The organism is Paenibacillus sp. OAE614, from assembly GCF_040546645.1.
GTDB classification, from domain to species: Bacteria; Bacillota; Bacilli; order Paenibacillales; family Paenibacillaceae; genus Paenibacillus_AQ; species Paenibacillus_AQ favisporus.
In genome coordinates this window covers 3,932,404-3,946,677 of record NZ_JBEPOD010000001.1, presented here as the reverse complement: position 1 = coordinate 3,946,677, position 14,274 = coordinate 3,932,404, and the positions used below count along the sequence as shown (strand labels likewise).

General features: G+C 50.1%; 10 protein-coding genes. 8 read left to right on the top strand and 2 right to left on the bottom strand.

The window, feature by feature from the left end:
- Window positions 1–72: 72 nt before the first annotated feature.
- Window positions 73–966: a helix-turn-helix domain-containing protein gene (locus ABIE48_RS18090; protein ID WP_192715441.1), complete on the top strand. Its 894-nt coding sequence runs from the start codon at window positions 73–75 to the stop codon at window positions 964–966.
- A gap of 24 nt (window positions 967–990) precedes the next feature.
- Here the strand turns inward: ABIE48_RS18090 and ABIE48_RS18085 are convergent, their stop codons facing one another.
- Window positions 991–1,881, bottom strand: coding sequence for a LysR family transcriptional regulator (locus ABIE48_RS18085; protein ID WP_192715440.1), 891 nt, complete (start codon window positions 1,879–1,881; stop codon window positions 991–993).
- A 169-nt stretch (window positions 1,882–2,050) separates the two neighbouring features.
- Here ABIE48_RS18085 and aroC point away from each other — a divergent pair, with 169 nt between their 5' ends.
- The 7 genes from aroC (at window position 2,051) to ABIE48_RS18050 (ending at window position 10,207) form a co-directional block, all read left to right on the top strand.
- On the top strand, window positions 2,051–3,106 hold the full coding sequence (gene aroC / locus ABIE48_RS18080) for a chorismate synthase (protein WP_192715439.1): 1,056 nt from the start codon (window positions 2,051–2,053) through the stop codon (window positions 3,104–3,106).
- Between the two features lie 140 nt (window positions 3,107–3,246).
- Entirely contained in the window at window positions 3,247–3,951 is a 705-nt protein-coding gene (locus tag ABIE48_RS18075) for a hypothetical protein (protein ID WP_192715438.1), read from the top strand.
- Between the two features lie 11 nt (window positions 3,952–3,962).
- Complete coding sequence (locus tag ABIE48_RS18070; protein WP_354519424.1) at window positions 3,963–4,661, top strand: CD3324 family protein; 699 nt, start codon at window positions 3,963–3,965, stop codon at window positions 4,659–4,661.
- Window positions 4,662–4,757: 96 nt separating this feature from the next.
- Entirely contained in the window at window positions 4,758–6,026 is a 1,269-nt protein-coding gene (locus tag ABIE48_RS18065; protein WP_354519422.1) for an ATP-binding protein, read from the top strand.
- Between the two features lie 164 nt (window positions 6,027–6,190).
- Window positions 6,191–7,144, top strand: coding sequence for a phospho-N-acetylmuramoyl-pentapeptide-transferase (gene mraY, locus ABIE48_RS18060; protein WP_145024392.1), 954 nt, complete (start codon window positions 6,191–6,193; stop codon window positions 7,142–7,144).
- A 121-nt stretch (window positions 7,145–7,265) separates the two neighbouring features.
- Complete coding sequence (locus ABIE48_RS18055; protein WP_192715436.1) at window positions 7,266–8,858, top strand: amidohydrolase; 1,593 nt, start codon at window positions 7,266–7,268, stop codon at window positions 8,856–8,858.
- A gap of 365 nt (window positions 8,859–9,223) precedes the next feature.
- Complete coding sequence (locus tag ABIE48_RS18050; RefSeq protein WP_145024396.1) at window positions 9,224–10,207, top strand: phosphotransferase family protein; 984 nt, start codon at window positions 9,224–9,226, stop codon at window positions 10,205–10,207.
- Between the two features lie 98 nt (window positions 10,208–10,305).
- On the opposite strand, the gene ABIE48_RS18045 is transcribed toward ABIE48_RS18050, so the two are convergent.
- On the bottom strand, window positions 10,306–14,139 hold the full coding sequence (locus ABIE48_RS18045; RefSeq protein ID WP_192715435.1) for a S8 family serine peptidase: 3,834 nt from the start codon (window positions 14,137–14,139) through the stop codon (window positions 10,306–10,308).
- Window positions 14,140–14,274: the final 135 nt, after the last annotated feature.

The window sequence follows — 14,274 nt, the reverse complement described above, 5'->3', positions numbered from 1 at the left end:
AATAGGTAAAAAATCTCGTTCGGAATACCGGAATTGGATATAAAAATATAACAATATTGAGGTGGGGGTTATTTGCAAATTAAAGATTTCAGGATTGGCGGCAATTTGAAGGAGTTAACCGAGCACCGGACGGTCGTGCTTCCGGTTGCCTGCTACGAAACGACGATTAACCAAAACATACACGGACATATTCCGCTTCATTGGCATGATGAATTGCAATTCGTTCGGGTTGTCAAAGGGGAAGCCGAGTTCCAAATTAACGAAGAGAAGCTCGTTGTTCGGCAAGGGGAAGGGGTCTTCATCAACAGCGGCTGCCTGCACATGGCGGAAGATCGGAACTCATCGGGCTGCGTGTATATTTGCCTCAATGTCTCACCTGACTTTGTCGTATCACGGGAGCTATATGCAGCCTATGTGGCTCCGTATATTCAAGCGACGAATCTGCCTTATTTATACATCGATCCTAATCAGGCTTGGGGCGCCAATATTTTAGATGCCTTGGTGAACATTCATCAATGGATCCAGCGTCAACCGCCATACTTTGAACTGGATATGACGATGCAGCTGGCTTTCATTTGGAAAAACCTGATCCTGAACGGATTTCAACTGCAATATGACCAGGTGGAAGCGGTAAAAAACGAGCGGATGAAGCAGATGTTGAGCTGGATCGATAACCATTACGCCGAAAAAATCGTGTTAAATGATATTGCCAGAGCCGGTCAATTGAGCCGCTCGGAATGCTGCCGCTATTTTAAACGAATGCTCAATACGACTCCGCTCAATTATGTGACCGATTACAGACTTCAGAAAAGCGCAGTCCTCCTGCGTCAAGCCGATTCCAGCATTACTGAGGTGGCCTACCAAGTTGGGTTTAACAGCACCAGCTACTTTATAGAAAAATTCAGAAACGCGATGAATATGACACCACTTGCTTACAAGAAATGTAAAATGGATGCGCGTTCATAATCGGAACGCGGCGAGGACAGACGGTCAAAGAGGCCGGCTGCTTTGTATGTTCAAAAAGGCCTCTGCGGCGAGCGATAGGGACGAATGCTTTCTGACAGCTACGCCTATGTGTCGGTCCGGCAGCGGAACTTCCATAGAAAGCTCCAATAAAGCACCCTCATCGATCTTTGAAGCTACAAACGCTCTCGGCAAAATAGCTGCGCCATACCCCCGCTCGGCAAACTCCGCCAGCATATCCAAGCTGTTCAGCTCGAAATCGGCCGCTGCTTCCACGCCTTGGGATTGAAACCAGGCTTCGATATAGGAGCGGGTCGCACTTCCCTGGGACAGCATTAACAGGGGAAGCTCGGCCAATTGTGCAGCGGACAAGGGGGCTTCTGCCAGAGCGGCAAAGGGTTTCCCTGCCACCACACCATACGGCGAGACAAAAGTATTCACGACCTGAATCTCCGCTTCCTTCACCGGAAGATAAACGTAGCCCAGATCAAGTAAGCCCTGCTGTAACTGCTCCAAAATCTGACCGGTCTTTTGCTGCGAGACTTGAACCCGGATGTTAGGGTATTGGGAACGGAAAATATCGAGTAGAGGAACGATATAGTCGCGGATGATCGCTCCGTTGGCACCGATCCGCAATCGCCCTTCGTTCAGCTGTCCCAACTGCTTCATGTAACGTTCGGCGTAATCCAGTTTATCGAATACTTGTCTGACTTGATCGTACAAGGCATGCCCTTCTTCTGTTAAAACGATTCCTTTGGATAAGCGGTCGAACAGCTTAACTCCAAGCGCGTCTTCCAGCTGCTTGATCGCATAACTGACGGAGGGCTGTGTCATATTTAAGCGCTGGGCGGCTTTCGTCATATTCAAGGTTTCCGAAGCATGAAGAAAAATCCGGTACCATTCCGTGTTAATCATCATTTGGTATCAATCCATTCTATGGCAAGAGTCGAATATTACAATTTCATTTATTACAAGTATACCTCTAAACTAGTACATAAGGACAATACATGATGTTAGATAGAATGAACTAAAGAGATGGAAGTTCAATTCAAAACTTTAGTTCAATCTATATAGAGGGGGGATTTTTATGCCGGGAAGTACTTTTGGTGAACGGTTTAAAATGACGACGTTTGGTGAATCGCATGGAGAAGCCATTGGCGTCATTATCGAAGGCGTCACTCCAGGCCTTGAACTGAACGAGGACGATATTCAGGTTCAGATGGATCGCAGAAAGCCGGGACAGTCTTCGGTCACAACGCCGCGTAAAGAATATGATAAGGTCCGGATTTTATCCGGTGTGTTTGAAGGCCGGACAACAGGGACTCCACTCAGCGTGATGCTGAACAATACGGATATGCGTCCATCCGCATACGATGACATCAAACAGATGTATCGCCCGGGGCACGCGGACTTTTCTTACGATCAGAAATATGGCATTCGGGACTATCGGGGCAGCGGGAGGGCTTCCGGGAGGGAAACTGCGGCACGGGTCGCGGCCGGAGCGGTTGCGCGGAAACTGCTGGAACGGCGGGGAGTCTCCGTCATGGCCTACACGACCGAGGTCGCCGGAATCCGCTGTGAAGCCTTCCATCCCGATGCCATCGAACGAAATCCTGTTCGCGCCTGTGATCCTGAAGCGGCGGCTAAGATGATTGAGCGGATCGAACAACTCGCGGCAGAGGGCGACAGCTGCGGCGGCATCGTTGAATGCCGGATCAGCGGCGCTGCGGCAGGGCTTGGGGAGCCCGTGTTTGATAAGCTGGATGCTGAGCTGGCCAAGGCCATGCTTTCGATCGGCGCGATCAAAGGAATCGAGTTCGGGACCGGTTTCCGGGCGGCATCCATGCTGGGAAGCGAACACAACGATCAAATGGACGAGAACGGGTTTATTACGAACCATGCCGGAGGCGTTATCGGTGGAATCAGCACCGGGGCCGACATCATTTTCCGGGTTGTCGTGAAACCGACTTCGTCGATCTCCAAACCCCAGCGAACAGTGGATACGGAAGGAAACGAAAGGGAAATCACAACGATCGGAAGGCATGATCCGTGCATCTGTCCGCGGGTAGTACCCGTGATTGAAGCAATGGCCTGTATGGTGATCGAAGATCACTATAAAAGACAAGCGGCGCTGCTGTACTAGCCTCATTCGAGGGTAAAGTTGACTTAACCTATTCATTGCCTATTTCCGTTACATGATCAAGTGGTATGATGACGACAGATCAGGGGCGCGCAGCTGATACTGAAACTTCAATCATTTGTGTATGTAAAGGGGATCTGCACATGAGTAAGGATCATATCATCAAGTCCATGCTTTCCGCACAGGTGAGCATGACACCAAACGGATTTCTCGCCGATGCGTTAAATCCGCAGCAATTTGCCAAAGTCTACGAATTGTTTTTTGACAGCATCTTAAAAATCAGCGCATCAGATATAGCGGGCGTCGAAGGCTACGGTGAGTTCAATGAGAATTGTAAAACGGAGTACAGCACCTGCAGGGAGTTTCTCGTTGACACATTCGCGGATGATAAAGAAGGATATTGGTATCATTGGAAGGAACTCTATGATACGACGCTTCTGGATCGTGAATTTGTCGAAAAATACTTGATGGAGATGGAAGCCAGAATCGAGTATTGTGAAGGCAGACGTTATTTAGTGAACAATAATACGTTTTTTGAAATTATGATCACCGATGGAAAAACGCAGGTTGGTTTCCCTGACTGGAGCCGGTCCGGCATATGCGACTTCCTTCTGGATTTTGCCATTATGGACTTAAATAAGCCCTATTTGAACATTCCTGAATTGTTATTCGAATATTGCGGACAACGAAACATCGTCATCCCGGATTTTAAAGAAAGATTTTTATGTATGGCGTATTATAAGGGAATCGATGTTTTGCGGTGGCATGCGTCGATCGATGACGAGGAATCGTGCATGTCCATCATGAAATCCATCAGCGAACTGAAGGATCGAATTTACGCTTTATAAAGGATGATCGTATGAAATATGAAAATGCCGGCGAGGTCCTGCCTGAGGAGCTGCTGAAAGAAATCCAGAAATACGCCGCCGGGAAACTGCTGTATATTCCGAAGGGTCAGGAGAAAAAGGGCTGGGGAGAAACGTCCGGCTACCGGGATCGCCTGCAGAGGCGAAATGTGATGATCCGCAACAAATATGCCAATGGGATGACGGTTTCGGAGCTTGCGGACGAGTACTTCTTATCCCTGGATTCCATAAAGAAAATCATTTATTCGAAGAAACATGACAGGCATATCACTTATGCTCCGACGGTACGCTCGGCAGTACAATATGCGAATAACGGGCTGCTGGAAGAATGGATTCAGTGCTACCTGATGCTTACGAGGCAGGTGGCTTCGGCTCTGCATGATTATTCAGGAGAGAAGAATCATTATTTTGGAGTCGTCAAGTTTCCATTACGCCTGATCCAGATGGATGGAATAAAGCTAGAGGCAGATGATTCGGATGAAGCGGATGATCACGCTGCGGATCTTCCGCCTCTTCTTATTGAATATGAAAGAGGCAAATTTTACTGTATCGAACAGAAAGGACTGTTCGCCAGACTAAAACGGCGCAAAGTAAATGCTTATTCCACGATCATTGTCTTAAAGGAATCGGCGGATTATAAAAGGTTCATGAAGCACTATGGTCACGTGCTGTTTTTTATAGATCATGCATAATGAGCGCGGATGCGGAAAAATTTACAATTTAATGAGAAGGAATTTATCCTGTGCCCCGAGAATGCTTATTTACCACAATCGAAGGGGCTACAGGGGATGCATATCGAATCCAACCTAATACTCAATGTTTTCATCATATTACTGCCTATCATGTTCTATCGTTTTGTGTGTAAATCGAAAAAAACCGTACTCTATTTCCTGCTGTTTCTTGTACCTTTGATCATCACGATGTCGTTCCCTGTCAAAGTGTTTAATACGTTTTTAGATTTGCGGGGAATACCGCTTGTGGTGGGCTCCTTATACGGCGGGGTGTACAGCGCCTTACTGTTATTCGCCAGCGCAATTATTTATCGACAAGTATTGGGTGATATTCATATTGTTTATTATACGCTGTCCCTATTGCCTACATTGGTGCTCGTATGCCTGGCGATTCCAGTATTTAACCGTGGGAGCTTCATGAAGCGGATGGTGATCGTGTTGGGCCTTTGCTTTTTTTTACGTATTACCGTCTTAAATATTTATTATTTGCTTGATAGCAATCCATCGTATTTCCTGCACTCATTTGTGCCATCCTTGCCAATCGTTCTCATGCAGTGCGCAATGTCGGTTTTATTGGTGTACATATTGGAAACGGTCCGTCGCGACGTGAAAATTCAAGAAGAGATGATCGAAGCCGAGAAACTGAAGGTCGTCAGCGAAATCGCCGCATCGGTCGCTCATGAAGTACGAAATCCGCTCACTACTGTGCGGGGATTTGTTCAACTATTGGGTGAGCCGTCCTTAACGGATCAGAAGCGTAAAGAATTTTCCCTCATTACCCTCGTGGAATTGGATCGGGCGGGATCGATCATTTCCGATTACCTGTCGTTAGCCAAACCTCAAAACCAGAAGCTCGAACCGATTTCACTGAACGAAGAGTTATTGGAAACCTCCCATGTGCTGAGCTCCTATGCTAATTTACAAAATGTGAAAATGGTCACCGAATTTCATTCATCCGGTACCATTTATGGAGACAAATCCAAGTTAAGGCAAGCTATCATTAATTTGTGCAAAAATGCGGTTGAAGCGATGCCTGACGGCGGTACTTTAACGATTAAATACTTTGTGGATGAAAGCGACAATAAGGCCAGAATCTATATCTCGGATACAGGCGTAGGCATGACAAAAGAGCAGGTCAAAAGGCTGGGATCCCCCTATTACTCCACCAAATTAAAAGGCACGGGGCTCGGAACAATGGTGACCTTCAATATCATACGAGAAATGAACGGACATATTTCGATTGAAAGCAAGGAAGACGAAGGGACCACATTTATTATTACATTGCCGCTGTATACAAAAAAAGAGGAAGCTGCTCCTAGGAAGTAACTGGTGAGGTAGAAGGTACATATCAAGGTACATATTTTTCATAGATGGCTTGCACAAGCAAGATGATCCCTAAGAGATTTTGACTTCGGGGAATGTTTGTCTACCTATCCGAATTATTTATAATGTAAGGGAACTATATTTTTCAATGTGAAGGGGTTCGTCATATGTATGGAATTATGGCTGTTTCCGGCTTATCTTTCCTTCTGGTTGCCGTACTGACGCCATTGCTGATTTGGACCTTGCGCAGGTTGAAGCTGACGCAGCCGATCCGCGCCGAGCTTCCGGCAGATCATCAAGCCAAACGCGGTACCCCCTTGATGGCCGGATTAATCCTGCTAATCGGGGTAGCGATTTCGCTGCAATCACAACCGGCATCCCTCATGCTGCTCCTATGCGCTACGTTTCTGTTGTTCAGCTCGGTTGGCTTTCTCGATGACTTCAAAAAGGCCTTCTGGCAAGACCCAGCCGGCATCTCCGGCCGTACGAAGCTGGTGCTTCAATTTGCTTTTACGGGAATCCTGTTGTATGTATTGCTTCATTCCTTTGGCGTAACGAGTGATATCGCGCTGTTTCAAGGATACCATCTGCAGCTGCCTGTTTACGTATATGTGGCCATCATACTGCTGTTTGTGGTAGGTTCTGCGAATGCGATCAACTTTACGGATGGATTGGACGGACTGCTGATCAATGTGGCGATTCCGACTTATTTTTTCTTCTTTTTGATTTCGGACAAACCTGAGGTTCAGACATTTTCGCTGGTGATGATCGGCTGTTTGCTTGGACTATTTCTTTACAACATCTATCCGGCAAGGGCGTTTATGGGGGATACGGGATCGATGGCGATCGGAGGGTCGCTTTCCATTTTGGCCGTTATTGAAAAGGTTGAAATATTGATACCGATCTTGTTTTTTATCTATCTTGCGGAGCAGTTGTCAGTCATTTTGCAGGTGTGGTATTACAAAAAGACAAAGCTGCGGTTATTTCGAATGACCCCGATCCATTTCCACTTCAGTCTGAAATATGGATGGAGCGAGAACAAAATTGTTACGATCTTCGGTTTCATTTCGTGGATTTGTGTGCTGATATGCTGGCTGATCTGGAAATACGTGATGCATTGAGCGATAGATTGATTGATATGAGGCAGCAGCGGTCAGGGGACCGGCTGCTTTTTTTGTGCTATTCTTGTAGCAGTCAAACTTATCGATGATTGAGGAATGAAGCGATGGAGGAGGGAGCGTCATGGCCAAGTGCTGGACGAACGGAACCATCTACACGATGGAACAGGAACATAAGACGGTTGAAGCGGTAATGACCGAAGGAGGACGCATCATTGATGCTGGCGATAAGCGGGAACTGAAAGAGAGATTTCACGGCAGGATCGACGAGGTGATCGATCTTGGCGGGGGCACCATGTTCCCTGGATTTGTGGACAGTCACATTCACCTGATCGGCCACGGAGAGACCTTTCTCAAGCTGCAGCTTTCCGGTCTGAAGCACCGGGGCGAGCTGCTGGACAAGATTGCCGGACAAGCCCGGCGCCTTCCGCCAGGCACGTGGATCATCGGGGAAGGATGGAACGAAAATGAGTGGGAGGAAGCGCTCCTCCCGACTAGAGTGGAGCTGGACCGGGTCGCTCCGAATCATCCCGTGATGCTGCGGCGGGTCTGCCGGCACGTGCTGACCGTCAATACACTGACCCTGCAGGAGACCGGCGTTAATGAAGACACAGAGGTGCCAAGCGGCGGAGTCGCGGGAAAAAGCAGTGACGGACGCTTAAACGGTATTTTTAAGGAGCAGGCCCAGGATCTGATCCTGCATCGGATGCCCGGCGTGACTCAGAGCTACCTTGAGACTGCACTGACGATGGCCATTGAGGACTGCTGGAGACAGGGGATCACCGGCTGCCATACGGAAGATCTGAGCTACTATGGCGGCTGTACACGAACGCTGCAAGCGTTCCAAAAGGTCATTATGGAGGGGCAAAAGAAATTCAGAACGCATCTTCTGATCCACCATCTTGCGCTCGATGAATGGCTCGAGGAAGGAAGGCGCCTTGTGCCGGAATCCGAGTTCCTCGAATACGGGGCGATGAAGCTGTTTGCGGACGGATCCCTGGGCGGAAGAACGGCCTTGCTCAGCCGCCCCTACGCAGATGATCCAACCACGAGCGGCGTGGCCGTTCATTCGGATGAGGAGCTGAACCGGCTGGTGGCCAAGGCAAGAAGCGCTGGGCTTGCGGCGGCTGCGCATGCCATTGGCGACGGGGCCGCAGAGAAGGTGCTGCACGCATTGGCCGCACATCCATGCCCGGCGGGCAGGAGGGACCGGCTGATTCACGGGCAGATTTTGCGGGATGAGCTTCTTGCGCAGCTGAAGGAGCTGCCTGCTATTGTCGACATTCAGCCGAGCTTTGTCACCTCTGATTTTCCGTGGGTGCTGGACCGGGTCGGCGATGCGAAGGGGCTGCATTTATACGCTTGGCAGACGCTGCTTCGCAGCGGGATTCCTTGTGCCGGCGGATCGGATGCGCCGATCGAAAGCGTCTCGCCTCTTCTTGGCATATACGCTGCTGTAACCCGTATGAAGCCGGGGGATGCTCAAAAGACCGTGTATGGTCCCGATGAGCGGCTCAGCATGTATGAAGCGATCTCGCTGTACACGACAGGCAGTGCCTATGCAGCAGGTCATGAACTAGACCGGGGACGGATTCAGCCGGGATACGCCGCTGATTTTACCGTTCTTGAACGAGACCCGTTCGGCGAACCGCCGGAATCGATTTTGGAAAATAAGGTTCGGATGACAGTTGTCGATGAAACGATCGTATACGGATAGCCTGGTGGGAAGGAACAATGGCTGTTGAAGGCCAAAGAAGTGTACTTTTACAGCTAGGTCAACTTAAAACTGAGTAAATTGAAGTTGTTTTGTTCCAAAAACTCATTATATGAAAAATTCACAATAGAAAAATCATCACAACACCGATCCCAGATTATCCGAGCTATATCACCATTACAACGTACTTAACAACAGATCATTTGGAAAAAAGGAGCTGCGAAAAACCATAATTTATATGATGTTAACTTAAAGATCAAGCGTAAATGTGGTTATTCGAGCTTTTAAAGGTCGGTTCATACACGTGAGCAAGGAATCGATAACCTATTACCAGAGGAAATCCTTGTTCGGATCGGAGGCGAGAATGGATGAAAGAAGGTTGGGAGCGGACGGAGCAGCCGCTGGAACTAAGTCTGGAAGAACTGAATCAGATCGCAGCCCCTGCATTTCTTGGCCGTGAGATAATCTCATCCCGGCGAATAGGCGTGGGTCTCAGCAACTCCAATTACAAAATTCAGGTAGAGGGGGACGGCAGGCCGTATGTATTGAGATTTTTTCGCCGGGGGAAAGACATTGCCGGCAAAGAAGTTGCCCTTACCCGGCTCGTTCGGGAACGGGTACCGGTCGCCAAGTTTGTGTATGCCGATACGAGCTGTAGCAGGTATCCGAAACCCTGGGCGGTGCTGGAATGGAAGCCTGGTGTACTGCTGAGCGATATAATCCGGGATGGTACGCTTGAGGAGAAAACATCGGCAGCAGCCGCAGCCGGCAGAACGCTTGCCCATATTCATGGATTTCCGTTTGAAGCTTCCGGTTTTTTCGGCAGCGATTTGGAGGTCACGCAGCCTTTCAGCATGAGCGGCGAGCGGTTTCTTGCATTTATGGATGACGTGATCTTCCATAGTCCATGCGAAGCTTGGCTGGGAGAAGAGCTTAGCCGGGAGCTGTGGGCATTTTGCAAACGATATGGGCCCATGTTATCGGCTAGTCAGGAAAAACCCATGCTGGCCCACTCCGATTATAACGGGTTAAATATACTGATGGAGAAAGGTTCCGAGGGGTACTTTGTTTCGGCCGTGCTCGATTGGGAGGAGGCTTTTGCCTGGAACCGGCATGCGGATCTGGGAAATATGCTGCGTTATGAGGCGAACGGTTCGTGGATCGAACAGCACTTCATAAAGGCTTACGAGGCAGAGGGTTTGGTGCTGGAAAAGAACTGGAGGCTTCTGTCCCGTCTGGAGGACCTGGTCGCCTTATGCGACATGCTGAGCCACTCGACGGCAGAGACGCCGAACCGGGTACAAGATTTGCGCCGATTGATCGCGGGAACGGTTCGGGGCGGGGGAGAATAAAATATCAACCTTTACAAAAAAAGACACAGGCGTTTTGGAGAGTTACTCCAGGACTGCCTGTGTCTTTTTCAAAAGCGAATCAAGTCTTATTCGAATTTTTACTTTCCTTGCGTATCAGTATTGGTATCTGCACCGGCTGCTGCATTGCTGTCTACAGCTGGCGTTTGGTTTGTTGCTCCTGTGTTTGCGCCCTCACCGGCAGGACTTGAACCCTGTTGTACGCCATCACCCGATTGAGCCGGTTGCTGGCTGTTATCCGGCTGCTGAGAAGGATCGGTTTCTGGTGAAGCTGGCTGGTTATCATCCGTAACTGGACTTTGATCAGGGCTCTGGGTTCCATCCGTGCTTTGAGAACCGTCCGGGCTTTGTGCCTGGTCGAGGCTTTGATCTTCATCCGTTGTTAAGTTGTCATCAATATTTTGTGCATCGTCGGAATTGGAGCCTTTGCCAGGTTTTTTGCCACCGGTGACTTCTACGCTGGTACCGGTCAATTTTCCGGATAGAACGGGCTGCTGATTTGAATCGAGCATCGTGACGCTGCTGATCTCAAAATCGTAGGTGCCTGCATCCGAAGCGGTGAAGGAGAAATCCACCAGGGTACCACTCTTGACTGGTTTGTTGAATTCAATGCCGAACACGGCCCGTTTTTTGCCTGTCTTTGCCAAAGATGCTTCCGCATCGGTTGCCGTGACATCATTTTGGATTTTAACCTGCTTGGAAGTAGGTGTAATCTTGTTTAGTTTTAATTTAGCATCGTAAGTTACCTCGACCGTCATAAATTGCACGGCCTGTTTACCTTTGAATTCAACGGAAACGTTAAAGGGTTTACCTGTTTTAATCTTACCTTGCTTGGCTGACAATTCTACGTCTGTGCTGGGGGTCTCCTCCGGCTTGTAATTATACTTATAGGATTTGGCCGCTTTAGCTGTTCCGTTGCCGGCATCGTCAGAAATATACAGGTCGATGTTGTTCGTTCCGTTCTCAAGCGGAACTTCTACGGTGTAATTACCGTACTCATCGATTGTTCCCTGATATTCGTTATCTTTGCCTTTTACGGAATTGACCGCCTTCACATGGATCAGGTCCTGCAGATTCGTGCCGTCATAGAAGTAATCCAGCAGCAAATCTCCGTTGATCGTTCCTTGAAGCACGCCGACGTTCGGCTTATCCGGATTGACTACAAGCTCATCCGGCACCGACGCATCCGGTGCAGTGTTGTCGACCAGGAATTGCGACAGCGAGTCGGTCACTACTTCGGCGGTTTTGTCGCCTTCCTCGACCGTTACCGGAACGATGCCGTAGACGCCTTCCGGATCCAGGTACACGCGTTTCTTTCCTGGTGTGGTAGCGATATCCACTTTGCCGTCCCATTCATAGGAGTAATAGAACGGGTCCAGCTTGTTCTGGAAGTCGCGGTCGTAGATATATCCTACGTACTCGCCGTTCCCTTCGTCATCAAAACGGTAGACGTCGAATTCGTAATCCACCAATTTTTTATTGAGTGCATAATAAAGGGTCGAGCCTTTGCCTTCGTTGGTGCTGGACAGGTAAATCGGATCGAGTTCTACGTTTGAAATATCGGCCAGGTTATATGTTTCGCCGACATACACGCTGAACGGCACGTGAAGGACGTGCCCGTTTCCGGCTTGCGTAAAGATCAGCTGACCGTCATACAGGCCATCTGCGGTTCCTTCCGGAATGTTCAGAGATACGTTCAGATCGGCAGTCGATTGTCCTGCGGATAGGCTTACCGAATCCGCTTCCGGCGTCAGAACCGGCCCCCCGCCATGATTCCATTTGACCTCAATCGAATAGGATTGATCCGTATTCGCGATATTTTCCACCGTCAGCTTGCGGGCGACGTCCGCTCCTGCACCCTGCAGACCGAAAGAAATGCTGCCGGAGTACGAGGTTTGGTGGGTATCGTCCTGAAGCTGAGCCGGAAGCGATTCTTCCACCTTAACGATGGCATCCGCCTCGGAAGAATTTTTCAGGTCAACGCGGCCGGCACCTTGCTCGTTGGTGCCATACTCACGGTTATCCCGGTCTTTGATCAGAACCGCGTTGTTCGTAAGCAGAGCCTTCACGTCATCCGGCTTCAGCTGAAGACCTTCTTCGCGCGTCTTCTCCAGCATGAGGGCAGCCGAACCCGCCACATGCGGAGCGGCCATGCTTGTGCCTTGCAGTTCCTCGTAAGCGTTGGTATAGTCGCCGCCAAACGCCGGAATGGAAGACTTGATGCCCACGCCAGGCGCGGTAATGTCCGGCTTGATCGTATAGTTCGGCAGAGCAGGACCTCTGGAGCTGAGATCTGCGAGCAGGTCGACTTCGGCTTTATAGCCGAACGTTACGTGGTTATTGCCTTTGGCAATCTCGCTCTTCAGCTTCTGGCCGCTTTCCTGGCTGATCGTGTACGCTGGCACGACGTCTTCGGCGCCATTCAGCGTAGCTCCGCCGATTTCGCCTGGCACGTTATTGTAAATGATGACAGCCACGGCGCCGTTGGCGGCCGCGTTTTGCGCTTTCTCAGCGAAGGAGATTTCTCCACGCTGCACAAACGCCGTTTTGCCCTTTACGTCAATGTTGGCGTAATCGGAAGTACGGCCGAGGCCGGCGTCCACAAGCTCCAAGTCCGCGCCTTCCGTTTCCAGCTTCGGCGATGTCGCCGCCAGCTGGGCGTACGTAATGCCAATGGTATCGGATGTGAAAATCGGCGTTTGGAGCGGCGGCGTCGAGGCGCCCACGGAAATGGCCAGCTGTGCCGCAGCCGGGCTGCCAACCGTTTCCGCATCCGGTCCTTCATTGCCGTTGGAGATAACGACGGTGACTCCCGCCAGCGCCGCGTTGTCCGCTGCGATGGCATCCGGCGTATATGAGTTGTTCATATTGGAGCCCAGCGACAGGTTGATGACGTCCATTCCGTCGCTGACCGCCTTTTCAATCCCGGCAATGACGTTTTCGGTCGAGCCGCTGCCATAAGGACCGAGTACGCGGTATACGTACAGATCCGATCCCGGCGCTACGCCGCGGACCCAGCCCTTGCCCGCATCGGGGTGCTCAGGGTCGCCTCGTCCGGCAACCGTTCCGGAGACATGCGTTCCATGATACGTATCATAGGTGTTGCCATTGCTGTCGAGCGGCTTGCTTGGATCCGGGAGCGTCTCCATCGGATCGGCATCGTTGTCGACAAAGTCATATCCGCCTTTGTAGGCGTCCTTTAAGCTTGGATGATTGTAGTCGATACCGGTATCAATGACGCCGACCTTAACGCCTTCCCCGTCATATCCCGAATCCCACATGTCTTCCGCACCGATCAGCGGAGCGCTTTCATCCATGTTCGGCGTTACTTCATGCCCGTCCGCAACAGGCAGGGCGTGCATTTCCTCATTCGGGAAGACCGCTTTTACGTTCGGCAGTGTCAACAGTTTGTCCACTTCGTTCGCCGGGAGCGTCACGGAATAACCGTTAAAAACTTTGGAATATTCCCGTTTGAACTTGGCGCCGGTTTTCGATAAAGCCGCCGATTTAAAGGCGCTGTGCTCCTGATTCAATATGCTGCTGTAGCTTCCAAGGGATGAACGGGCCTGTGCTCCCGGTTTGGCCTCGTAGACCTTAAGCGGATCGTTCTTCAGCTGAACGATGACCGTTACCGGTTCGCTGCTGTCCGAAGGATCTACGAAGTTTTGGGGCTCGTCCGGTGCCGCAGCCGCCAGGCTTTGAACAGGGGATAAGGTGCCTTGGGCCGGAGGGTTAAGCTTCCAGTCCCCTTGGCGCAGGGAAGATTCCAGATGAATGGCCGAATGGTCGGCCGAGCGGAGATCGGGTGCAGCAGCCGCCGACACGCTGGCGTTCGGATAGGCGACACCAATAGCCAGCAAGGCACTTAACAACAGCGTCGAATAAGTACGGATGGTCGATGAACCTTTTTTCAAAAGATGTCCTCCTTTATCGAATGAGATAGGAAATCATGCCGAAAAAACGATCCTCCTTTGCGCGTAACTAATTGAACACTAGTAAAATACATTTTTCATTTTACAATTTTTGCATTCTATTGGGATGAGACAAAA

Excerpts from the sequence above, each read along its gene's own strand:
- ABIE48_RS18070 (WP_354519424.1), top strand. The coding sequence starts at position 3,963 with ATGAAATATGAAAATGCCGGCGAGGTCCTGCCTGAGGAGCTGCTGAAA.
- ABIE48_RS18055 (WP_192715436.1), top strand. The coding sequence starts at position 7,266 with ATGGCCAAGTGCTGGACGAACGGAACCATCTACACGATGGAACAGGAA.
- ABIE48_RS18075 (WP_192715438.1), top strand. The coding sequence starts at position 3,247 with ATGAGTAAGGATCATATCATCAAGTCCATGCTTTCCGCACAGGTGAGC.
- ABIE48_RS18050 (WP_145024396.1), top strand. The coding sequence starts at position 9,224 with ATGAAAGAAGGTTGGGAGCGGACGGAGCAGCCGCTGGAACTAAGTCTG.
- ABIE48_RS18065 (WP_354519422.1), top strand. The coding sequence starts at position 4,758 with ATGCATATCGAATCCAACCTAATACTCAATGTTTTCATCATATTACTG.
- mraY (WP_145024392.1), top strand. The coding sequence starts at position 6,191 with ATGTATGGAATTATGGCTGTTTCCGGCTTATCTTTCCTTCTGGTTGCC.
- aroC (WP_192715439.1), top strand. The coding sequence starts at position 2,051 with ATGCCGGGAAGTACTTTTGGTGAACGGTTTAAAATGACGACGTTTGGT.
- ABIE48_RS18085 (WP_192715440.1), bottom strand. The coding sequence starts at position 1,881 with ATGATGATTAACACGGAATGGTACCGGATTTTTCTTCATGCTTCGGAA.